Here is a 20496-nt window from a genome sequence, read left to right as displayed (position 1 = left end):
TCACCATGAGCTCCACCAAGCAGCACACGGTCGTCACCAGCCCCTACGGCCCTCTGACCCTGGTGGCCGACGACGGCGTCCTGTGCGGCCTCTACATGACCGACCAGCGCCACCGTCCGCCGGAGGAGACCTTCGGCGACCGCGACGACGCGCCCTTCGCCGAGGCAGAGGAACAACTGCAGGCCTATTTCGCGGGCGAGTTGCAGGAGTTCACCCTTCAACTCCACCTGAACGGCACCCCGTTCCAGCGCACGGTCTGGGACGAACTCCGCCGCATCCCCTACGGCGAGACCCGCTCCTACGGCCAACTCGCCGACACCCTCGGCAAACCGGCCGCCTCCCGCGCCGTCGGCCTCGCCAACGGCAAGAACCCGATCGGCATCATCGTGCCCTGCCACCGCGTCGTCGGCGCGAACGGCAGCCTCACGGGCTACGGCGGCGGCCTCGAACGCAAGCGGCGCCTGCTCGACCTCGAAGGCGACAGGTCCCTGTTCTAGCCGCCGGAGTGCGACGCAGGACACCTTCTACGGCAGGCGAGGCCGGCTCCGTCCATGACGCGGCGATCAGCCCGCCGCATCCGTGCCCAGCCCGCGCAGCAGCTCGGGCAGTGCCGTTCCGATGGGCGCGCGCACGACCTCGTCCGCGAGTTCGTCGTACGGCGTGGGCTCGGCGTTGACGATGATCAGCCGCGCCCCGTGGTCGGCAGCGACGCCCGCGAGCCCGGCGGCGGGCTGGACCTGCAGGCTGCTGCCGACGGCGACGAAGACCTGGCACGCCTTGCTGATGGCGAGCGCGTCACCGAGCACCACCGGGTCGAGGTGCTCGCCGAACATCACGGTCGCCGGCTTCAGGATGCCGGCGCACTCCAGGCAGGGCGGGTCTGCCTCTCCCGCGTCGACGCGCGCGAGTGCCGCCTCCATCGACCCGCGTGCCCGGCACCCGGTGCACACCACGCTCCGCGCGCTGCCGTGCAGTTCGAGCACCTTGCGGGCGGGCAGGCCGGCTAGCTGGTGCAGCCCGTCGACGTTCTGCGTGATGACCCTGACCGGCACGCCGGACCTCTCCAGCTCGGCGACGGCCCGGTGCGCGGCGTTCGGCTCGGCCCGGAGCGCGCCGTTCTCGCGCCGCATCCGCCAGGACCGCCGCCGGATCTCCGGATCGCCCATGTAGTACTCGTACGTCACGAGCTTCTCGGCCTCGGGGTCCTTGCGCCACAGACCGTTCGGGCCGCGGTAGTCGGGGATGCCGGAGTCGGTGGAGATGCCGGCGCCACTGAGGACGGCGACGAGAGGCCTGTTCATAGGCCGAGCGTAAGGGCGCCTCCCCGCTCGGAGCCAAGAAGTATTCGGCGGCGTGACCTGCCCGATCCCGGTGTCGTTGGCCAGGCTATGAAGAAGATCGGCGCCCTCGCGGCGCTCACCATGGCCGGTCTCGCGCTCGCCACCCCGGCCCACGCCGACAACGGCGACCACGGACGCATCAACATCGGGGGCAGGACCCTGACCACCAACGGGCTCTGCAAGGAGGCCATGGCGCTCGTCCCGGTGGCCGCGCCGTGGACCGCCCAGTCGGTGGACGACGCGTGCAACGACCGCGACCACAGCCAGATCCACCACGGCCACATCGACCCGGACGAGGCGCTCGCCCGGTAGCGGCGGCTCAGCCCACCCGGCGGCCGTTCTCGAGCTCCGCCGTGCCCGAGCCCTCCGCCAGCACGTCCAGGGCGGCCAGGACGCGGTGGCCGAGGGTACCGAGCAGGAAGTCGTCGAGGTCCTCGCGCCCCACGAGCCGCCACGACAGCAGCTCCTCCTCCTGGAGACGGATCGCCTTGAAGTCGTCCTCGGTGAGTACACCGCCGTCGTAGAGGTAGGCCACCAGCGGCGGCCAGCCCGGCCGGTACACCCAGTCCACCGCGAGCAGGCGCCCCAGCTCGCGGTCGAGACCGATCTCCTCCAGCGTCTCGCGGTGCGCGCCCTGGCGCGGGCTCTCGCCGTCGTCGGACTCGATCGTGCCGCCCGGAAGCGCCCAGCCCTCGCGGTAGTTGGGCTCGACGAGTAGCACCCGGCCCTCGGCGTCGCGGAAGAGGGCGGCGGCGCCGGCGAGGACGCGGGGCAGGCCGGCGATGTACGTGGCGAAGTCTGGCGTGGAGGTCATCCAGGAAGGGTAACCAGCCGGCACGGCACCTCCGGTCCGAGCATCCGGGCCCCGCCTCCTGGCCCGGACTCCGGCTGACTCCGGGCCCTAGCTCTCCGTCCCCGCCAGCTGGAGCGTCCGCTGCGCCAGCTCGCTGATCCGTGCCCCGTCGAAGCCGAACACCGCGCTGCGGACGGTGTCCTCCAGCGGTTCCTTCCACTGCGCCGGGATGGCGTCCGCCCCCGTCAGGACGCCGGCCACCGAGCCGGCGGTCGCGCCGTTGGAGTCGGTGTCCAGGCCGCCGCGGACGGTGAGGGTGATGGTGCGGGTGAAGTCGCCGTCGCCGTACAGGAGGCCCGCGGTGATGACCGCCGCGTTCGGGATGGTGTGGATCCAGCCGAGCCCGGCGGTCTCCTCCGAGACCGTCGCGAGGGTGTCCTCCCAGGTCATCCGGGTGTCGTGGAGCGAGACGACGCGGCGCACGGTGCGCGCGAGCCGGCTGCTCGCCGGGATCACCGCCAGCGCCTGGTCCACCGCGTGCCGCACGGTGGGCGCCGTGAACGCCGCCGCGATCAGCGCCGCCGCCCACATCGCGCCGTACACGCCGTTGCCGGTGTGCGACAGCACCGCGTCGCGGCGGGCCAGGGAGGCCGCGCGGCGCGGGACACCGGGGCAGGTCCAGCCGTAGATGTCGGCGCGGATCAGGGCGCCGATCCACTCCTGGTACGGGTTGTCGTACGTGGCCGTCAGCGGCGGCTTGATCCCGTTGGCGAGGTTGCGGTACGTCGCCCGTTCCGCCGTGAAGGTCTGCAGATACGGCAGCCGCAGCAGCCACAGCTCCCCGACCTGCTCCGTGCTGAAGCCGAAGCCGTGGGTCTCCAGCAGGTCAAGGCCGAGGATGGCGTAGTCGACGTCGTCATCGCGGCAGCTGCCGTGGATGCGGCCGCGTACGCACTGGCGCCACTCGGGGCGCAGCTCGAAGCCGTCGCTCTCGACGGCGGGCTCGGGGAGGTAGTCGGTCAGGGGCAGGGCTGCTGCCTGCCGCAGGTAACGGTCGATCCGGTCGCGCGTCCACAGGTCGCCCTGCTCGACCGGTTTACCGAGCATGTTGCCCGCGATCCGGCCCAGCCAGGCCCCGAGGATGCGGTCGGCGAGCTCCGGCTCAGTGCCCACAGGGGTCATAGCTCCTGGTTTACCCAATTCCGGACCCGGCCGCGCGCCCTTCGCGCAAGGACGCAGGGACGAGCGCCGGACGCGTCCCACGGTCCGGGCGGGGCATGACGGCGGGGCCTTCCTCCGGTTATGGTCGCAGCGGCGCGACTGGCCTTGACACGTGCGAGGCCCGGAGAGCAAGGGGAAGACAAGGTGGCGGACGCTGCAGGCACGGGCACCCGGAGGGTGCTCATCGCCGCGGACAAGTTCAAAGGGTCGCTGACGGCCGTGCAGGTCGCGCAGCGGGTGACGGCCGGGCTGCGCCGGGTCGTACCGGACCTCCCGGTGGAGGCCCTGCCCGTGGCCGACGGCGGCGACGGGACCGTGGACGCGGCGGTCGCGGCCGGTTTCGAGCGGCGCGACGTGCGCGTCGCGGGACCGCTCGGGGACGAGGTCACGGCGTCGTTCGCGCTGCGCGGCGGCACCGCGGTCGTGGAGATGGCGGAGGCGAGCGGCCTCCAGCGGCTGCCGGCCGGCGTCTTCGCACCGCTCACGTCGTCCACGTACGGCTCCGGCGAGCTGCTGCGCGCCGCCCTGGACGCGGGCGCGCGGACCATCGTGTTCGGCGTGGGCGGCAGCGCGACCACCGACGGCGGCGCCGGAATGCTGTCCGCGCTCGGCGCGCGGTTCCTGGACGCGGACGGGGAGCCGGTGCCCCCGGGCGGCGGCGGCCTGAGCGAGCTGGTCTCCGCCGACCTCTCGGATCTGGACCCGCGCCTCGGCTCCGTCGAACTGGTGCTGGCCAGCGACGTCGACAACCCGCTGACCGGACCGAAGGGCGCGCCCGCCGTCTACGGCCCGCAGAAGGGCGCCTCCCCGGACGACGTGGAGACCCTGGACTCCGCCCTCGCGCACTACGCGACGGTGCTGGAGAAGGCGGCCGGGGCGAAGGCGGCGGAGTTCGCGGCCTCCCCGGGCGCGGGCGCGGCCGGCGGCATCGGCTACGGCGCGCTCCTCGTCGGCGCCCGCTTCCGCCCGGGCATCGAGGTCATGCTCGAGGTGCTGGGCTTCGCGCCCGCGCTGGAGTGGGCGGACCTGGTGATCACCGGCGAGGGCTCGCTGGACGAGCAGACCCTGCACGGCAAGGCGCCCGCGGGCGTCGCCGCCGCGGCCCGCGCCGCGGACAAGGAGGTCATCGCCGTGTGCGGCCGCGTCGCCCTGCCGCCGGAGGCACTCGGCCGCGCGGGCATCCGCCGCGCCTACCCCCTGACGGAGCTGGAGCCGGACGTCGCGAAGTGCATCGCGGACGCGGGCCCGATCCTGGAGCGGGTCGCGGAGCACATCGCGCGGGACTTCCTCGTCTGAGGACCCTCGTCCGAGGACCCCTCCTCGTCCGAGGGCTCTGCACGCCATGCTGGCCGGGACCGGTGTCGTCAACCGCGCGCCCCCGACAGGCGGTACGCGTCCAGGGCCAGTGTCATCCCGATGTGGTCCCGTGGCCGGGCCAGTGAGCGGGACGTCAGCTGTTCCAGGCGCCGCAGCCGGTTGAAGACCGTGTTGAGGTGGCAGTACAGGCGTCCCGCGGGCCGGCCCGCCGAGCCCTCGCACACCAGCCACACGTCGAGGGTCTCGAGCAGCACCGCCCGGTCGGCGGGCTCCAGTTCCAGCAGCGCCCCGAACGCGTCCGCCACCAGACGGTCGGCGAGTTCGGGCTGGCTCACCACGAGCGCGGTCGGCATGCGCCGGTCCAGCCGTACGACGGCGCTCGCATCGGGCGGGCAGGTGCGCAGCGCCAGTTCGGCGAGCCGCCGGGCCCGGCCGAGATCGGCGAGCCCGGGCACCACCGGACTGATGCCGCCAGGCCCCGAGCGCCTCCCGTCCAGCACCCGTGCAACGCCGTCCAGGTTCTGGCCGGGCGCCGGCGCGACGACCCCGACCTCGCAGTCCGCCCGCATCCGCCAGACGAACCGGAACCCGGCGCCCCGCAGCGAGGGGGCCCGAACCGTGAACGGTTCGGGCCCCCTCGGGAGCGTCGCGGCGGAGCCTACGGCAGCTGGGCCGCCCGTGCCTCACGCCGGTTGCCGCGGAAGTTGTTCACCCGGCGGGCCGTGGCGAACAGCGGGATCACCGCGCCGGTGACCAGCTGCAGCGCGCAGCCCGTCTGGAGCAGCAGCTGACCGCCCGGGGCGTCGAACGCCCAGGCCGCCAGGAGGCCCATCGATACGACGATCCAGGACAGCATGGCCACCGCGAGGCGGCCCCGCGGCTTCGGGTACTCGACCCGGCTCACCATCAGCCAGGCCGTGCCCACGATCGCCAGGAGCGTCGCCACGAAGGGCAGCTCGAGCAGCACGATCGAGACGACCGTCAGTGCCCCGAACGGTGACGGCATGCCCTGGAACATGCCGTTCGGCACCGTCACGCAGGAGAAGCGCGCCAGCCGTAGTACGACGGCCAGGAGCACCACGATTGCCCCGACCGCGGCCATCCGCTGATGCGCGTCGTCGGCGACCATGCCGTAGACGAGGACGAAGTACGCCGGCGCCAGGCCGAAGCTGATCAGGTCCGAGAGGTTGTCCAGCTCCGCCCCCATGGGGGAGGAGCGGAGCTTGCGCGCCACCAGGCCGTCGAACAGGTCGAAGACCGCCGCGCACAGCATCAGGATCACCGCGGTGGCCGCGCTGTGGCGGGCCATGCCGGTCTCCTGGTCGCCGGTGAGGTGCGGGATCAGGATGCCGGTGGTGGTGAAGTACACCGCCATGAAGCCGCACGTGGCGTTGCCGAGGGTGAGGGTGTCCGCTATCGAGAGGCGCAGAGAGAGGGGCATCTCCTCCTCTTCGTCCACCTCGTCCGCCTCGGGCACCCAGCCCGCCTGGGTCTCAGGATCAATCACGGTCAATGCGAGTCACCCCAGCCACGGTCTTCTGACCGACCTCGACCGCGACTTCCACGCCCTCGGGCAGGTAGATGTCGACGCGCGAGCCGAAGCGGATCAGCCCGATGCGGTCGCCCTGCTCGACCTTCGTGCCCTGCGGGATGTAGGGGACGATGCGGCGGGCCACCGCACCGGCGATCTGGATCATCTCGATGTCGCCGAGTTCGGTGTCGAAATGCCAGACTACGCGCTCGTTGTTCTCGCTCTCCTTGTTGAACGCCGGTACGAACCCGCCGGGGATGTGCTCGACCGACGTCACCGTGCCGGAGAGCGGCGCGCGGTTGACGTGGACGTTGAGCGGGCTCATGAAGATCGCGACGCGGGTGCGGCCGTCCTTCCACGGCATGATGCTCTGCACCACGCCGTCGGCGGGGGAGATGACCCGGCCCTGGGCGATCTCACGCTCGGGGTCGCGGAAGAACCACAGCATGCCCGCCGCGAGCGCGGTGGCGGGCACGGCCACGGCCTTGGCGACGCCGGAGCGGCGCGCACGGGCGAGGCTGAGGGCTGCGGTGGCGACGGTCGGGAGAAGCCACGGCGATGCTCCGCGCGCGAGGCGTACGCCGGCCCGGCTGTCGCTTGGTGCAGAGGTTTGGCTGTGGGGCATGGATGACCTTCGTAGCGGATGATGCCGCGCAGTAACGGGGGACGGCGGCTTTCCCGGGATCGTACCGGTCGCGGACCACAACTGGGCAAGCCAGGAAGCCGAGTCGGAGGCAGAAGAAGGATGACGGGGTGTGATCTTCTTCTCCAAGAAAACACCCCGTATCCGGACATCTAGCCCTGGAATCGATACTCTTCGAGCAGCCTGCGACCGATGATCATTTTCTGGATCTCGGCGGTACCTTCGCCGATCAGCAGCATCGGCGCCTCGCGGTAGAGGCGCTCGATCTCGTACTCCTTGGAGAAGCCGTAGCCGCCGTGGATCCGGAAGGCGTCCTCCACGACCTCCTTGCAGTACTCGGAGGCGAGGTACTTCGCCATCCCGGCCTCAAGGTCGTTTCGCTCTCCGGAGTCCTTTTTGCGTGCCGCGTTCACCATCATCGCATGGGCGGCCTCGACCTTGGTGGCCATCTCGGCCAGCTTGAACTGGATGGCCTGGTGCTGGGCGATCGCCTTGCCGAAAGTGTGCCGCTGCTGGGCGTATCGGATGCCGAGTTCGAAGGCACGCTGTGCGACGCCGCAGCCACGCGCCGCCACGTTGACGCGACCGACCTCGACTCCGTCCATCATTTGGTAAAAACCTCGGCCGGTGACGCCGCCGAGCACCTGATCGGCCGGAAGCCGCAGGCCATCCATGATCAGCTCGGTGGTGTCGACACCCTTGTAGCCCATCTTGTCGATCTTCCCGGGGATGGTGAGGCCGGGGCGGACCTCTCCGAAGCCGGGCTCCTTCTCGATCAGGAAGGTGGTCATCGACTTGTGGGGCGCGGTGCCCTCAGGGTGTCCTTCGTCACTTCGGACGAGAACGGCGACCAGGCTTGACGTTCCGCCGTTCGTCAGCCACATCTTCTGGCCGTTGAGGACGTACTCCTCACCGTCCTTGACCGCCTTGGAGGTGATGGCCGAGACGTCCGAGCCGAGGGCCGGCTCCGACATGGAGAAGGCGCCGCGGATGTCGCCGGCCGCCATGCGCGGCAGGTAGTGGTCCTTCTGCTCCTGCGTGCCGTGCTGCTTGAGCATGTACGCCACGATGAAGTGGGTGTTGATGATGCCGGAGACCGACATCCAGCCGCGGGCGATCTCCTCGACGCACAGGGCGTAGGTGAGGAGCGACTCGCCCAGGCCGCCGTACTCCTCCGGGATCATCAGGCCGAACAGGCCCAACTCCTTGAGGCCGTCGACGATCTGCTGCGGGTACTCGTCGCGGTGTTCCAGCTCGGTGGCGACCGGGATGATCTCCTTGTCCACGAAGTCGCGGACGGTGGAGAGGATCTCCTGCTGGATGTCGGTCAGACCGGCGGTCTGGGCGAGGCGCGCCATGGCTACTTCTCCTGGGACTTGAGCTCGGGGCGGCCGGGCTGCTCGCCGCCGCGCTCCTTGATGTACGTCTCGGTCGGCACCATCACCTTGCGGCGGAAGATGCAGACCAGCGTGCCGTCCTGCTTGTAGCCCTTGGTCTCGACGTAGACGATGCCGCGGTCGTTCTTCGACTTGGACGGCCACTTGTCGAGCACGGTCGTCTGGCCGTAGATCGTGTCGCCGTGGAAGGTCGGCGCCACGTGCTTGAGCGACTCGATCTCCAGGTTGGCGATCGCCTTCCCGGAGATGTCCGGCACCGACATGCCGAGCAGCAGGGAGTAGATGTAGTTCCCGACGACGACGTTCTTGCCGAAGTCCGTCGTCTTCTCCGCATAGTTGGTGTCCATGTGGAGCGGGTGGTGGTTCATGGTGAGGAGACAGAAGAGATGGTCGTCGTACTCGGTGACCGTCTTTCCGGGCCAGTGCTTGTACGTCGCCCCGACCTCGAACTCCTCGTAGGTGCGTCCGAACTGCATGAGGGTCAGGCCTCCGGGATCTCGAACTTGCTGGTGCGCTGCATGCCGGCGGCCCGGCCCTTGCCGGAGATGACCAGGGCCATCTTGCGGCTGGCCTCGTCGATCATCTCGTCGCCGAGCATCGCGGAGCCCTTCCTGCCGCCCGCCTCGGACGTGTAGTAGTCGTACGCGTCCAGGATCAGCTCGGCGTGGTCGTAGTCCTCCTGCGAGGGCGAGAAGATCTCGTTGGACGCCTCGACCTGGCCCGGGTGCAGCACCCACTTGCCGTCGAAGCCGAGCGCGGCGGCGCGCCGGGCGACCTCGCGGTAGCCGTCGATGTTGCGGATCTGCAGGTAGGGGCCGTCGATCGCCTGGAGGTTGTTGGCGCGGGCGGCCATCAGGATCTTCATCAGGATGTAGTGGTAGGCGTCCGCCGGGTAGCCGGGCGGCTGCTCGCCCACGACCAGCGACTTCATGTTGATGGAGGCCATGAAGTCGGCCGGGCCGAAGATGATCGTCTCCACGCGCTGGGAGGCCGTCGCGATCTCGTTGACGTTGTTCAGGCCCTGGGCGTTCTCGATCTGCGCCTCGATGCCGATCTTGCCGACCTCGAAGCCCATGGTCTTCTCGATCTGGGTCAGCAGCAGGTCCAGGGCGACGACCTGCTGGGCCGTCTGCACCTTCGGCAGCATGATGCAGTCGAGGTTCTGGCCGGCGCCCTCGACGACCGTGACGACGTCGCGGTACGTCCACTCGGTGGTCCAGTCGTTGACCCGCACGACCCTCGTCTTGCCGGTCCAGTCACCCTCGTTGAGGAACTTGACGATGGTGTGCCGGGCCTCGGGCTTGGCGAGCGGCGCGCACGCGTCCTCCAGGTCGAGGAAGACCTGGTCCGCGGGGAGACCCTGCGCCTTCTCCAGGAAGCGGGGGTTCGAACCGGGCACGGCCAGGCACGAGCGCCGCGGGCGGAGACGGTTGACGGTCGTCATGCGGGGACCTCCAGGGGGTCGAGCTTGTTCGCTTTCCGGATCTCGTCGACTATGCGGCCGATGATCCCGGTGATGTCGAAGTCCTTCGGGGTGAAGACGGCGGCCACACCGGCGGCCCTGAGCTGCTCGGCGTCACCATTCGGGATGATGCCACCGGCGATCACCGGTATGTCTGTGGCACCGGCCACACGGAGCCGCTCCAGGACGTCCGGCACCAGCTGGGCGTGCGAGCCGGAGAGGATGGACAGGCCGACCGCGTGCACGTCCTCGGCCAGGGCCGCGTCCACGATCTGCTCGGGCGTGAGCCGGATGCCCTGGTAGACCACCTCGAAGCCGGCGTCACGCGCGCGGACGGCGATCTGCTCGGCGCCGTTGGAGTGGCCGTCCAGGCCGGGCTTGCCGACCAGGAAGCGGAGCTTGCCGACTCCCAGGTCCTTTGCGGTCAGGTCGACCCTGCGGCGGACCAGCGACATCGCCGAGCCCTCCTCGGCCGGGACCGCCACCGGCGCCGACGACACACCGGTCGGCGCGCGGAACTCGCCGAACACCTCGCGCAGGGCCCCGGACCACTCGCCGGTCGTGACACCGGCGCGGGCGCACTCCAGGGTGGCCTCCATGAGGTTGCCGGTCCCCTTCGCGGCCTCCTTCAGCTTCTCCAGCGCCTTGCAGGGCCGCGGGTGGTTGAAGGGCGGCTGGTAGCGGGTGTCGCGCCAGTGCTGAAGGCCCGCGATCACCCGGGCCTCGACCGCGGGGTCGACCGTCTGGATGGCCGTGTCCAGATCGGCCGTCAGCGGGTTCGGCTCGGTCGTCTCGAAGATGTTGACGCCGACGATCTTCTCCTGGCCGGACTCGATACGGCCCCGCCGCTCGGCGTGCGAGGAGACGAGCTGCGACTTGAGGTAGCCGGACTCGACGGCGGCCATCGCGCCGCCCATCTCCTGGATCCGCTCGATCTCGGCGAGGGAGTCCTCGACCAGCTTCGCGACCTTCGCCTCGATGACGTGCGAGCCCTCGAAGATGTCCTCGTACTCCAGCAGGTCGCTCTCGTGCGCCAGCACCTGCTGGATGCGCAGTGACCACTGCTGGTCCCAGGGGCGGGGCAGGCCCAGCGCCTCGTTCCAGGCCGGGAGCTGGACGGCACGTGCGCGTGCGTCCTTGGAGAGGGTCACGGCCAGCATCTCGAGGACGATCCGCTGGACGTTGTTCTCCGGCTGCGCCTCGGTCAGGCCCAGGGAGTTGACCTGGACGCCGTAGCGGAAGCGGCGCTGCTTGGCGTTCTCGATGCCGTAGCGCTCCCGCGTGACCTTGTCCCAGATGCGGCCGAACGCCCGCATCTTGCACATCTCCTCGACGAACCGCACGCCGGCGTTCACGAAGAAGGAGATACGGGCGACGACGTCGCCGAACTTCTCGGCGGGCACCTGACCGGAGTCCCGGACGGCGTCCAGGACCGCGATCGCGGTGGACATCGCGTACGCGATCTCCTGCACCGGCGTGGCGCCCGCCTCCTGCAGGTGGTAGCTGCAGATGTTGATCGGGTTCCACTTCGGGATGTGCGAGACCGTGTACGCGATCATGTCCGTCGTCAGACGCAGGCTCGGCCCCGGCGGGAAGACGTGCGTGCCGCGGGACAGGTACTCCTTGACGATGTCGTTCTGGGTCGTCCCCTGGAGCTTGGTGATGTCCGCGCCCTGCTCCTCGGCGACGACCTGGTAGAGCGCCAGCAGCCACATGGCGGTGGCGTTGATCGTCATCGAGGTGTTCATCTGCTCCAGGGGGATGTCCTGGAACAGCCGCCGCATGTCACCGAGATGGGCCACCGGCACGCCGACCCGGCCGACCTCGCCGCGGGCGAGGATGTGGTCGGAGTCGTAGCCGGTCTGCGTCGGCAGGTCGAACGCGACCGACAGTCCGGTCTGGCCCTTGGCGAGGTTGCGCCGGTACAGCTCGTTGGACGCCTCGGCCGTGGAGTGACCGGCGTACGTGCGCATGAGCCACGGCCGGTCCTTCTCCCGCTTGCCTTCGGCGGGCTGACGCTCAGTCATCTATGACCTCGGGTGTCTCAGATGTTGCGGAAGCGGTTGATGGCGTCGATGTGCTTGGCGCGCATCTCCTCGTCGCGCACGCCGAGGCCCTCCTCGGGGGCGAGGCACAGCACGCCGACCTTGCCCTGGTGGAGGTTGCGGTGCACGTCGTACGCGGCCTGACCGGTCTCCTCCAGGGAGTAGACCTTCGACAGCGTCGGGTGGATCTTGCCCTTCGCGATGAGCCGGTTGGCCTCCCAGGCCTCGCGGTAGTTGGCGAAGTGCGAGCCGATGATCCGCTTCAGGGACATCCACAGGTAGCGGTTGTCGTACTCGTGGTTGTAGCCCGAGGTCGAGGCGCAGGTGACGATGGTGCCGCCCTTGCGCGTGACGTACACGGAGGCGCCGAAGGTCTCCCGGCCGGGGTGCTCGAAGACGATGTCGACGTCCTCGCCGCCGGTGAGCTCGCGGATCCGCTTGCCGAAGCGCTTCCACTCGCGCGGGTCCTGGTTGTGCTCGTCCTTCCAGAACTTGTAGCCCTCGGCGTTGCGGTCGATGATCGCCTCGGCGCCCATCGCGCGGCAGATGTCCGCCTTCTGGTCGCTGGAGACGACGCAGATCGGGTTGGCGCCGCCGGCCAGCGCGAACTGGGTGGCGTAGGAGCCGAGTCCGCCGCTCGCGCCCCAGATCAGGACGTTGTCGCCCTGCTTCATGCCGGCGCCGTTGCGGGAGACCAGCTGGCGGTAGGCGGTGGAGTTGACCAGACCGGGGGCCGCGGCCTCCTCCCAGCTGAGGTGGTCCGGCTTCGGCATCAGCTGGTTGGACTTGACCAGCGCGATCTCGGCGAGGCCGCCGAAGTTGGTCTCGAAGCCCCAGATGCGCTGCTCGGGGTCGAGCATCGTGTCGTTGTGGCCGTCGCTGGACTCCAGCTCGACGGACAGGCAGTGCGCGACGACCTCGTCACCGGGCTGCCAGGCATTCACGCCCGGACCGGTACGCAGCACGACGCCCGCGAGGTCGGAGCCGATGATGTGGTACGGCAGGTCGTGGCGCTTGGCCAGCTCGTTGGTACGGCCGTAGCGCTCCAGGAACCCGAAGGTGGACAGCGGCTCGAAGATCGAGGTCCACACCGAGTTGTAGTTGACCGAGGAGGCCATGACGGCCACCAGGGCCTCGCCCGGGCCGAGCTCGGGCAGCGGCACGTCGTCGAGGTGGATCGACTTGCGCGGGTCCTTGTCGCGGGTCTCCAGACCCGTGAACATCTCCGTCTCGTCCTTGTGCACGGTGATCGCGCGGTACGACTCGGGGAGTGGCATGGCGGCGAAGTCGGCCGGCGTCGATTCCGGCGACTGGATCGCGTCCAGGATGTCCTTCACGGTCACGGTGTTGCCTCCGGCGATACGCGTCCTGAGGGAGGGACGCTTCGGGTTACGTCGGTGCTGCTGAGGGTTTTTGAAGGTGCCGTCGGTTCGGCTCGGTGGTGCTTCGGCAGCGCTTTGTGGCGCGGGAGGTTGCCTGTGACGCAGGCGTCCGGGCACGCAGGTCGATGACTTGCTGGGACAGCCGGCGTACGAAAGGTCGCTGCACGCCGGCCGCCCGGACTCCTTCAACGTATGACACCGCGTGTCACCCCGCAAGGCACTGAGTGCCAGAGATTCCACTCAGGTGAAATCTTTACGTAACAAATGAGCGATGATCGATCGAATGGGCCCTGAAATTTCCTCGAAAAGGGGCCCTGACATGCCAAAACGGCCACCCCGAAGGGTGGCCGTCATCACAGCGGCGAGGAGCTTTTCAGCGCTCCTTGAGCGCCTCCTCGATGGTCCGCATGACCTCGTCCAGCGGAGCGTCCGTGCGGGCGACCGTCACCAGCACCTCGCCCTGGTGCGAGACCGTCGCGGGGGCCGTCTGCCGCGGTGCCGTGGAACGCCCCGCCCCGATGCCCGTCCCGAACGTCTTGCGCACGATGGCGAAGGCGTGGTCCAGCTGCGCCTCCACGTCGCCCTGCCCGCCGGCCCTGAGCCAGCGCCGCAGGACGTGGTTGTGGGCGGTGACCACGGCGGACGCGGCGACCTCCGCCAGCAGCGGGTCGTCGTTGGCGTCGTCGTCGTGCGCGTGCTCGTCGAAGTGGCCGAGCAGATAGCGGGTGAAGAGGCGCTCGTAGCGGGCCACCGACGCGATCTCCGCCTCACGCAGGGTGGGCACCTCGCGCGTCAGCTTGTAGCGCGCGACCGAGATCTCCGGCCGGGCCGCGTACATCCGCATGACTTCCTTGATGCCGCGGCACACCGTGTCGAGCGGATGCTCGTGCGGGGGCGCCGCGTTGAGCACCGCCTCCGCGCGGACCAGCGTGTCGTCGTGGTCCGGGAAGATCGCCTCTTCCTTGGAGCGGAAGTGGCGGAAGAAGGTGCGGCGCGCGACCCCGGCCGCGGCCGCGATCTCGTCGACGGTGGTCGCCTCGTACCCCTTGGTCGCGAACAGCTCCATCGCCGCGGCCGCCAGTTCGCGGCGCATCTTGAGGCGCTGGGCGGCCGCGCGACTGCCTGCGGCACTTTCCGGCGCGTCGGGCGTGGCTGGTGTACGTGAGGACTTGGCGGGCTGGGACATGACCCGAACGTACTGCATGTGCGCAGCTTGTTGCGCATGTACGGGGTTTCCCCCGCCCTGCTCGGGCGGGGGAGCGCCGCGGCCCGCGGCCGGGGGATGACTGCCCGGTTCGAGCAGCCCTCCCCAGTCCGTCTCGCCTCTGAACCAGTCGCCGACGCTGTCAGCGCCGGGCATACTCACGGAAGCCGCGACCGGTCTTGCGGCCGAGGCAGCCCGCGGCCACCAGGTGCTCCAGCAGCGGGGCCGGGGCCAGGCCCGGGTCCCGGAACTCGCGGTGCAGCACCTTCTCGATCGCGAGCGAGACATCGAGCCCGACGACGTCCAGGAGCTCGAAGGGGCCCATCGGGTAGCCGCCGCCCAGCTTCATGGCGGCGTCGATGTCGTCGAGGGTCGCGTAGTGCTCCTGCACCATCTTGATCGCGTTGTTGAGGTACGGGAACAGCAGCGCGTTCACGATGAAGCCGGCGCGGTCCCCGCAGTCGACCGCGTGCTTCTTGATCCTGCCGCAGACCTCGCGGACCGTCGCGTGCACGTCCTCGGCGGTCAGCACCGTACGGACGACCTCGACCAGCTTCATGGCCGGCGCCGGGTTGAAGAAGTGCATGCCGATCACGTCCTGCGGGCGCGAGGTGGCGCGGGCGCAGGCGACGACCGGCAGTGAGGAGGTCGTGGTGGCCAGGATCGCGCCCGGCTTGCAGACCTTGTCCAGCGTCGCGAACAGCTGCTGCTTGATCTCCAGGTCCTCGGCGACGGCCTCGACGGCAAGGTCGACGTCGGCGAAGGCCTCGTAGGAACCCGCCGCGGTGATCCGGTCCAGGGTCTGCGCCGCGGCCTCGGCGGTCATCCGGCCCTTGTCGACGGAGCGCGAAAGCGACTTGCCGATACGGGCCTTGGCGGTCTGCGCCTTCTCCTCGCTGCGGGCGGCGAGCACGACCTCGTACCCGGCCTTGGCGAAGACCTCGACGATGCCGGACGCCATGGTGCCGGAGCCGGCCACGCCGACCGAGCGGATCTCGCGGCCCGGGGTGAGGGCGGCGCCCTCCAGCGGGGTCAGCGCGTCGCGCACGACGGTGGCGCTGCCCGGGGCCTCGTAGGTGTAGAAGCCGCGGCCCGACTTACGGCCGGTCAGGCCCGCCTCGCTGAGCTGCTTGAGGATCGGGGCGGGGGCGTGCAGACGGTCGTGGGACGCGGCGTACATGGCCTCCAGGACCGTGCGGGCCGTGTCGACGCCGATCAGGTCGAGCAGCGCGAGCGGGCCCATCGGCAGACCGCAGCCGAGCCGCATCGCGGCGTCGATGTCCTCGCGGGAGGCGTACTTCGCCTCGTACATCGCGGCGGCCTGGTTGAGGTAGCCGAACAGCAGCCCGTCGGCGACGAATCCGGGCCGGTCGCCGACCGCGACGGGCTCCTTGCCGAGGTCCAGGGCGAGGTTGGTGACCGCGGAGACGGCGGTCGGCGCGGTCAGCACCGAGGAGACCACCTCGACGAGCTTCATGGCCGGCGCCGGGTTGAAGAAGTGCAGGCCGAGCACGCGCTCCGGACGGGAGGAGTCGGCGGCCAGGCGGGTCACGGACAGGGCGTTGGTGCCGGTCGCAAGGATCGTGTCCGGCCGCACGATCCCGTCGAGTTCACGGAAGATCTGCTGCTTGATCTCGTACGACTCCGGAGCCACCTCGATGACGAGGTCGGCGTCGGCCGCGGCGCGCAGGTCGGTGGAGGTGCGGACGCGGGCGAGGGCGTCGGCGCGCTCCTGCTCGGTCAGGCGGCCCCGCTCGACGGCACGGGCGGTGGCGGCCTCCAGGGCGGCGACGGCCTTGGCGGCCGCGGCCTCGCTGATGTCGATGCCGACGACCTCGCGGCCGGCCCGGGCGAGGACCTCGGCGATGCCGGTGCCCATGGTGCCGAGGCCGACGACGGCGACGGTCGACAGCGGAGAGGAAGGAGAGGGGGACAGGGGAGTGGCCATCGCGGGACTCCAGGAATGAGGGGTGACGACTGGGAGCGCGTCCGGGTGCGCCGGGGGAGACCGGCCGAGGCCGGGCCTGGGGCGCACCGGATGCGTTGCTGAATGCGGGTGTTGCCGGGCTGCGAGCGCACACGCCCGGATCCGTCGCCATGGGCGCGCACACGCCTGGAGCGAACGGTGGGAAACCGACCGGCCCTGTCCCGAGGCCGGGTCGTGCTGCGGTACTCGAAGTACCGAACCGACTGCTCTCACGGCGGCTGCGTCACCAGGCCGCCATAAGGGGTGCGAGTGGGTAACTCGCTCGTCTGAGCTTAACCGGCGGGTAACGAGCGCGCCAGCCCCCGGCTTTGTGATGTACGTCCCGGGAGATCCACGCCCCCTCTAGTCTCGTGCCATGGACGAAGAGTTGCGATCACTCACGGAGCGCTTACGGACGGAGTCGCGTGGCTCCCTCGCGTACGACCGCCTCCTGGCGACCGACGACCTCGACGCACTGGCGCGGGTGCTCACCGAGAGCGGACAGCCGCTGTGGGCCCGGGAGCTGGCCGCGTTCCGGCTGGGGCTCGCGGGTGACCGGCGCGCCTTCGAGTCCCTCGTCCTGTTCCTCAACCACCGCGAGCCCCAGCGCTGCGCCTCCGCCGCCTACGCTCTCGCTCGTCTCGACGACCCCCGCACCGCTCGCGCCGCCGCCACCCTCGCGACCAACGAACTCCGCGTCGCCTACGCCCTCTACCCGGTCCGCCTCCTGATCAGCCTGCACGCCCCGGAGTCCGTCCCCGCACTGATCACCACCCTGGAACGCAGACTGCGCCCCCACGACCCCTACCGCCGCGTGGCGCTCGCCTGCGTGGAGGGTCTCGGCACCCTGGAGGACGCCCGAGCCCGCCCCGTACTGAACGAGGCCCTGGCCCACCCGGTCCTCGCGGAGGCGGCGGTGCGGGCGCTGGCGCGGATTCCGAAGCAGCGGTGACCTAGGGGGCCTCCACGACCGCGAACGCCTCGATCTCCATCAGGAATTCGGGTCGGACCAGCGCCGCCACCTGGATCGCCGAGGCCGCCGGCAGGCGGTCGTCCGGTATGTGGGTGGCCCGGGCCTTGCGGATGGCGGGCATGTGGGTCATGTCCGTGACGAAGAAGGTGAGTTTGACGACGTCGTCGAAGCCGGCGCCGGCCGCGGCGAGGCAGCGGCGGAGGTTCTCGAAGACCTGGCGGGCCTGGGCCTCGGCGTCCCCCTCGCCGACGAGCCTGCCGTCCTCGTCGACGGGCGAGCTGGCCGGCGATCGCGACGAAGCGGCCGGTGCCCATGACGACGTGGCTGTACTGGGCGGCGGGGAAGACCCCGTCGGGGGCGGGAATCCTGGTCAGCTCACTCATGCGTCCATCGTGGACCACCGGTCTGACAACGCCCCCGACGGGCCTTCGCCTACGGGGTGTTCAGCTGTGGAAGCCGAGCATTCCGTGCAGGGCCGAGCCGCCGGCGGACGTGGCCGCCGCCTTCGAGCTCAGCGGAGTGGGATCGGGCACCTTGGGACAGACCGCGTCGATCTGGCCGCCGCTGCGCGGAACCGTGCCGTTCGCCAGATAGTCGGCGAGGTACTTGTCCAGGCAGGCGTTGCCGCTCAGCGTGATGCCGTGGTTCCCGCCGCCCTGCTCGACGACGAAGCTCGACCGGGCCAGCAGGCGGTGGACCGTGGCGCCGCCCTCGTACGGGGTGGCCGCGTCGTTGGTCGCCTGGAAGAGCAGGACCGGCGGCAGCTTGTGGTTGGCGATGCTGATCGGGTGCTTGTGGTGCGTCGGCCAGAAGGCGCACGGCGCGTTGTACCAGGCGTTGTTCCAGGCCATGAACGGCGCCTTGTCGTAGACCGCCCAGTTGTCCTTGCGCCACTGGTTCCAGTCCCGCGGCCAGGCGGCGTCACGGCACTGCACCGAGGTGTAGACGCTGTAGCCGTTGTCCCCGGAGGCGTCGACGGCGGCGAAGTTGTCGTAGGCCTCGACCAGCGGGTCGGAGTTGTGGTCGTTCACGTACGCCGCGAACGCCTCGGCGAGGTAGGGCCAGTAGCCGTTGTAGTAGCCGCCGGGGATGAACGTGTCCTCCAGTTCGGAGGCCCCGACCTTGCCGCCGGCCGGCGTCTTCGCGAGCGCCTTGCGCATCGCGTACCACTTGGCCTCGACCTTGGCCGGGTCGGTGCCCAGCTTGTACGTCGAGTTGTACTTGGCGATCCAGGCCATCAGCGCCTGGTGGCGGGCGTTGAAGGCGTAGTCCTGCGAGATGTTGTCGTCGTACCAGACACCCGTGGGGTCGACGATCGAGTCGAGGACGAGGCGCTTCACCCGGTCGGGGAAGAGCTTGGCGTACACCGCGCCGAGGTAGGTGCCGTAGGAGTACCCGAAGTAGCTGGTCTTCTCGGCGCCCAAGGCCGCGCGGATGGAGTCCATGTCCCGCACGGCCTGGATCGTGTTGATGTACGGGAGCAGGCCCGCGTACTTCTGGCCGCAGGCCGCGGCGAAGGACTTGGCGCGGGTGAGGTTGGCCTTCTCGAGGGCCGGCGTGCTCGGCACCGAGTCCGGGCGCACGGGGTTGAAGTAGCCCGGCTTGCAGTCCAGGGCGGGCTTGCTCTGGCCGACGCCGCGCGGGTCGAAGCCGATGACGTCGTACTGCGACGCGACCGACTTGGGCAGCGAGGACGCGACGAATCCGGCCAGCGAGAGACCGCTGCCGCCGGGGCCGCCGGGGTTGACCAGCAGCGGGCCCTGGCTCTTCTTCGCGGTGTGCTGCACCCGCGAGAGGGCGAGCGTGACCTGCCGCCCGTGCGGGTTGTCGTGGTCCAGCGGCACCTTCAGCGACGCGCATTGCAGCGTCGGATAGTCGGTGGTGCCGCAGCCCTTCCAGGTCAGTTTCGCGGCGGAAGCGGCCGACGAGGTCTGCGCGTTGCTGGCGTCGGCCGGGAGCGCCGTGAAGGATCCGGCCACGACGACGACGGCACCACACAGCACGGCTGCGCGTTTTCTCATGGAGTCCTCCCAGGACGGAGGGTTGCGGACCGCGAGTCTCACGGTTCCCGCCGCATCGTCCCGGAAAGCACCCCCGGAAGAACTCGTTCTGGCAAGACTTGACCCAATTGGGTCGCGTGATGCCCTCGAATGATCTCAAATGAGCGTTAGTTGGGTCGATTCGGTCACGGCCGGGGCGGGCGGCTCCGGTGGCTGAATCCGGCGGGGCATCCCCGCGCGCGCGGGCCCGATCCCGTACTCCTGCGCCAGCTCGTGGACCTGACGGGTGATCCGGCGCTGGTACCACTTCGGGGCGTAGGAGCCGTCCGCGTACAGGCGCTCGTAGCGGCGCACCAGGTGCGGGTGGTGCTGGGACAGCCAGGCCATGAACCACTCGCGGGCACCGGGGCGCAGATGCAGCACCAGCGGTGTGACGGATGAGGCGCCCGAGGCGGCGATCGCCCTTACGGTGGCACGCAGTTGGGCCGGATGGTCGCTCAGGAACGGCAGTACGGGGGCCATCAGGACGCCGCAGTCGAGGCCGTGCTCGGCGAGCGTGCGGACGACGTCCAGGCGGCGCTCCGGGGCCGGTGTGCCCGGCTCCACCGTGCGCCACAGCTCGGGGTCGGTGAAGCCGACCGAGACGGAGATGCCGACGTCCGTCACCTGTGCCGACTGCACCAGCAGGTCCAGGTCGCGCAGGATCAGCGTGCCCTTGGTCAGGATCGAGAACGGGTTGGCGTGGTCGCGCAGGGCGGACAGGATGCCCGGCATCAGGCGGTAGCGGCCCTCGGCGCGCTGATAGCAGTCGACGTTCGTGCCCATCGCGATGTGCTCGCCGGGCCAGCGGCGGGAGCCGAGCTGACGGCGCAGCAGCTCCGGGGCGTTCACCTTCACCACGATCTGCGAGTCGAAGTCGAGGCCCGAGTCGAGGTCCAGATACGTGTGCGTCTTGCGGGCGAAGCAGTACACGCACGCGTGCGAGCAGCCGCGATAGGGGTTCACCGTCCACTCGAAGGGCATGCGCGAGGCCCCGGGTACCCGGTTGATGATCGAGCGGGCCCGCACCTCGTGGAAGGTGATCCCACGGAATTCGGGCGTGTCGAAGGTGCGGCTGACCACCGCGTCCGCGCCGAACAGCGCGGCGTCGGCCGCGCGGCTGTGGCCGCCGGACTCCACTGTCAGGTTCTCCCAGCGCATGACGCCTCCTCGGTAGCGCTGC

General features: G+C 70.2%; 18 protein-coding genes and 2 pseudogenes. 4 read left to right on the top strand and 16 right to left on the bottom strand.

What is annotated here, in order from left to right:
• Window positions 1-5: 5 nt before the first annotated feature.
• Complete coding sequence (locus tag ACGFYN_RS01360) at window positions 6-497, top strand: methylated-DNA--[protein]-cysteine S-methyltransferase (protein ID WP_393863642.1); 492 nt, start codon at window positions 6-8, stop codon at window positions 495-497.
• A 66-nt stretch (window positions 498-563) separates the two neighbouring features.
• Here ACGFYN_RS01360 and ACGFYN_RS01355 read toward each other — a convergent pair whose 3' ends face one another.
• Window positions 564-1301: an NAD-dependent deacetylase gene (locus ACGFYN_RS01355; RefSeq protein ID WP_393863641.1), complete on the bottom strand. Its 738-nt coding sequence runs from the start codon at window positions 1299-1301 to the stop codon at window positions 564-566.
• A gap of 87 nt (window positions 1302-1388) precedes the next feature.
• On the opposite strand from ACGFYN_RS01355, the gene ACGFYN_RS01350 reads away from it, so the two are divergent.
• Window positions 1389-1652 (top strand): hypothetical protein, encoded by a 264-nt coding sequence (locus ACGFYN_RS01350; RefSeq protein ID WP_393863640.1) that lies wholly within the window; start codon window positions 1389-1391, stop codon window positions 1650-1652.
• Window positions 1653-1659: 7 nt separating this feature from the next.
• Here ACGFYN_RS01350 and ACGFYN_RS01345 read toward each other — a convergent pair whose 3' ends face one another.
• Both ACGFYN_RS01345 and ACGFYN_RS01340 read right to left on the bottom strand, forming a co-directional pair.
• Complete coding sequence (locus ACGFYN_RS01345) at window positions 1660-2154, bottom strand: NUDIX domain-containing protein (protein WP_393863639.1); 495 nt, start codon at window positions 2152-2154, stop codon at window positions 1660-1662.
• Window positions 2155-2241: 87 nt separating this feature from the next.
• Complete coding sequence (locus ACGFYN_RS01340) at window positions 2242-3315, bottom strand: ADP-ribosylglycohydrolase family protein (protein ID WP_393863638.1); 1074 nt, start codon at window positions 3313-3315, stop codon at window positions 2242-2244.
• A gap of 216 nt (window positions 3316-3531) precedes the next feature.
• Between ACGFYN_RS01340 and ACGFYN_RS01335 the strand changes: the two genes are divergently transcribed.
• A complete protein-coding gene (locus ACGFYN_RS01335; RefSeq protein WP_393864142.1) occupies window positions 3532-4650 on the top strand; it encodes a glycerate kinase in 1119 nt (372 codons plus the stop codon).
• A gap of 68 nt (window positions 4651-4718) precedes the next feature.
• Here ACGFYN_RS01335 and ACGFYN_RS01330 read toward each other — a convergent pair.
• From ACGFYN_RS01330 to ACGFYN_RS01285, 10 genes and pseudogenes are all read right to left on the bottom strand, one after another.
• A pseudogene (locus ACGFYN_RS01330) lies at window positions 4719-5273 on the bottom strand (helix-turn-helix domain-containing protein); the annotation flags it as partial.
• Window positions 5274-5329: 56 nt separating this feature from the next.
• Window positions 5330-6184 carry a CDP-diacylglycerol--serine O-phosphatidyltransferase gene (gene pssA, locus ACGFYN_RS01325; protein ID WP_393863637.1) on the bottom strand — a complete coding sequence of 285 codons (855 nt, stop codon included), beginning with the start codon at window positions 6182-6184 and terminating at the stop codon, window positions 5330-5332.
• Window positions 6171-6827, bottom strand: a complete 657-nt coding sequence (locus ACGFYN_RS01320; protein WP_393864141.1) for a phosphatidylserine decarboxylase — start codon at window positions 6825-6827, stop codon at window positions 6171-6173. The genes pssA and ACGFYN_RS01320 overlap by 14 nt, the downstream gene beginning before the upstream one ends.
• A 170-nt stretch (window positions 6828-6997) precedes the next feature.
• Entirely contained in the window at window positions 6998-8203 is a 1206-nt protein-coding gene (locus ACGFYN_RS01315; RefSeq protein WP_393863636.1) for an acyl-CoA dehydrogenase family protein, read from the bottom strand.
• Between the two features lie 2 nt (window positions 8204-8205).
• On the bottom strand, window positions 8206-8718 hold the full coding sequence (locus ACGFYN_RS01310) for a MaoC family dehydratase (RefSeq protein WP_393863635.1): 513 nt from the start codon (window positions 8716-8718) through the stop codon (window positions 8206-8208).
• Window positions 8719-8723: 5 nt separating this feature from the next.
• Complete coding sequence (locus tag ACGFYN_RS01305; protein WP_393863634.1) at window positions 8724-9686, bottom strand: HpcH/HpaI aldolase/citrate lyase family protein; 963 nt, start codon at window positions 9684-9686, stop codon at window positions 8724-8726.
• A complete protein-coding gene (locus ACGFYN_RS01300) occupies window positions 9683-11731 on the bottom strand; it encodes a protein meaA (protein ID WP_393863633.1) in 2049 nt (682 codons plus the stop codon). The genes ACGFYN_RS01305 and ACGFYN_RS01300 overlap by 4 nt, the downstream gene beginning before the upstream one ends.
• A gap of 17 nt (window positions 11732-11748) precedes the next feature.
• Window positions 11749-13086, bottom strand: coding sequence for a crotonyl-CoA carboxylase/reductase (gene ccrA / locus ACGFYN_RS01295; protein ID WP_393864140.1), 1338 nt, complete (start codon window positions 13084-13086; stop codon window positions 11749-11751).
• A 418-nt stretch (window positions 13087-13504) separates the two neighbouring features.
• Window positions 13505-14317, bottom strand: coding sequence for a TetR family transcriptional regulator (locus ACGFYN_RS01290; protein WP_393863632.1), 813 nt, complete (start codon window positions 14315-14317; stop codon window positions 13505-13507).
• A gap of 160 nt (window positions 14318-14477) precedes the next feature.
• On the bottom strand, window positions 14478-16283 hold the full coding sequence (locus ACGFYN_RS01285) for a 3-hydroxyacyl-CoA dehydrogenase family protein (protein ID WP_393863631.1): 1806 nt from the start codon (window positions 16281-16283) through the stop codon (window positions 14478-14480).
• Between the two features lie 394 nt (window positions 16284-16677).
• Between ACGFYN_RS01285 and ACGFYN_RS01280 the strand changes: the two genes are divergently transcribed.
• Window positions 16678-17253 carry an adenylosuccinate lyase gene (locus ACGFYN_RS01280; protein WP_393863630.1) on the top strand — a complete coding sequence of 192 codons (576 nt, stop codon included), beginning with the start codon at window positions 16678-16680 and terminating at the stop codon, window positions 17251-17253.
• 1 nt (window position 17254) lies between these two features.
• On the opposite strand, the pseudogene ACGFYN_RS01275 reads toward ACGFYN_RS01280, so the two are convergent.
• The 3 genes and pseudogenes from ACGFYN_RS01275 to ACGFYN_RS01265 form a co-directional block, all read right to left on the bottom strand.
• Window positions 17255-17657 (bottom strand): annotated as a pseudogene (locus ACGFYN_RS01275) (RidA family protein).
• Between the two features lie 60 nt (window positions 17658-17717).
• Window positions 17718-19295 (bottom strand): alpha/beta hydrolase, encoded by a 1578-nt coding sequence (locus ACGFYN_RS01270; protein ID WP_393863629.1) that lies wholly within the window; start codon window positions 19293-19295, stop codon window positions 17718-17720.
• Window positions 19296-19430: 135 nt separating this feature from the next.
• On the bottom strand, window positions 19431-20474 hold the full coding sequence (locus ACGFYN_RS01265) for an Rv2578c family radical SAM protein (protein WP_393863628.1): 1044 nt from the start codon (window positions 20472-20474) through the stop codon (window positions 19431-19433).
• Window positions 20475-20496 lie beyond the last annotated feature (22 nt).

The organism is Streptomyces sp. NPDC048419, from assembly GCF_043200415.1.
Classification (GTDB): Bacteria; Actinomycetota; Actinomycetes; order Streptomycetales; family Streptomycetaceae; genus Streptomyces.
The sequence above is the reverse complement of the archived record's forward strand: the minus strand, read 5'-3'. Positions and strand labels throughout refer to the sequence as shown.

Bases quoted from the DNA above. Each gene is read 5' to 3' on its own strand.
- ACGFYN_RS01360 (WP_393863642.1), top strand. From the start codon at position 6: ATGAGCTCCACCAAGCAGCACACGGTCGTCACCAGCCCCTACGGCCCT.
- ACGFYN_RS01355 (WP_393863641.1), bottom strand. From the start codon at position 1,301: ATGAACAGGCCTCTCGTCGCCGTCCTCAGTGGCGCCGGCATCTCCACC.
- ACGFYN_RS01350 (WP_393863640.1), top strand. From the start codon at position 1,389: ATGAAGAAGATCGGCGCCCTCGCGGCGCTCACCATGGCCGGTCTCGCG.
- ACGFYN_RS01345 (WP_393863639.1), bottom strand. From the start codon at position 2,154: ATGACCTCCACGCCAGACTTCGCCACGTACATCGCCGGCCTGCCCCGC.
- ACGFYN_RS01340 (WP_393863638.1), bottom strand. From the start codon at position 3,315: ATGACCCCTGTGGGCACTGAGCCGGAGCTCGCCGACCGCATCCTCGGG.
- ACGFYN_RS01320 (WP_393864141.1), bottom strand. From the start codon at position 6,827: ATGCCCCACAGCCAAACCTCTGCACCAAGCGACAGCCGGGCCGGCGTA.
- ACGFYN_RS01315 (WP_393863636.1), bottom strand. From the start codon at position 8,203: ATGGCGCGCCTCGCCCAGACCGCCGGTCTGACCGACATCCAGCAGGAG.
- ACGFYN_RS01310 (WP_393863635.1), bottom strand. From the start codon at position 8,718: ATGCAGTTCGGACGCACCTACGAGGAGTTCGAGGTCGGGGCGACGTAC.
- ACGFYN_RS01305 (WP_393863634.1), bottom strand. From the start codon at position 9,686: ATGACGACCGTCAACCGTCTCCGCCCGCGGCGCTCGTGCCTGGCCGTG.
- ACGFYN_RS01300 (WP_393863633.1), bottom strand. From the start codon at position 11,731: ATGACTGAGCGTCAGCCCGCCGAAGGCAAGCGGGAGAAGGACCGGCCG.
- ACGFYN_RS01290 (WP_393863632.1), bottom strand. From the start codon at position 14,317: ATGTCCCAGCCCGCCAAGTCCTCACGTACACCAGCCACGCCCGACGCG.
- ACGFYN_RS01285 (WP_393863631.1), bottom strand. From the start codon at position 16,283: ATGGCCACTCCCCTGTCCCCCTCTCCTTCCTCTCCGCTGTCGACCGTC.
- ACGFYN_RS01280 (WP_393863630.1), top strand. From the start codon at position 16,678: ATGGACGAAGAGTTGCGATCACTCACGGAGCGCTTACGGACGGAGTCG.
- ACGFYN_RS01270 (WP_393863629.1), bottom strand. From the start codon at position 19,295: ATGAGAAAACGCGCAGCCGTGCTGTGTGGTGCCGTCGTCGTCGTGGCC.
- ACGFYN_RS01265 (WP_393863628.1), bottom strand. From the start codon at position 20,474: ATGCGCTGGGAGAACCTGACAGTGGAGTCCGGCGGCCACAGCCGCGCG.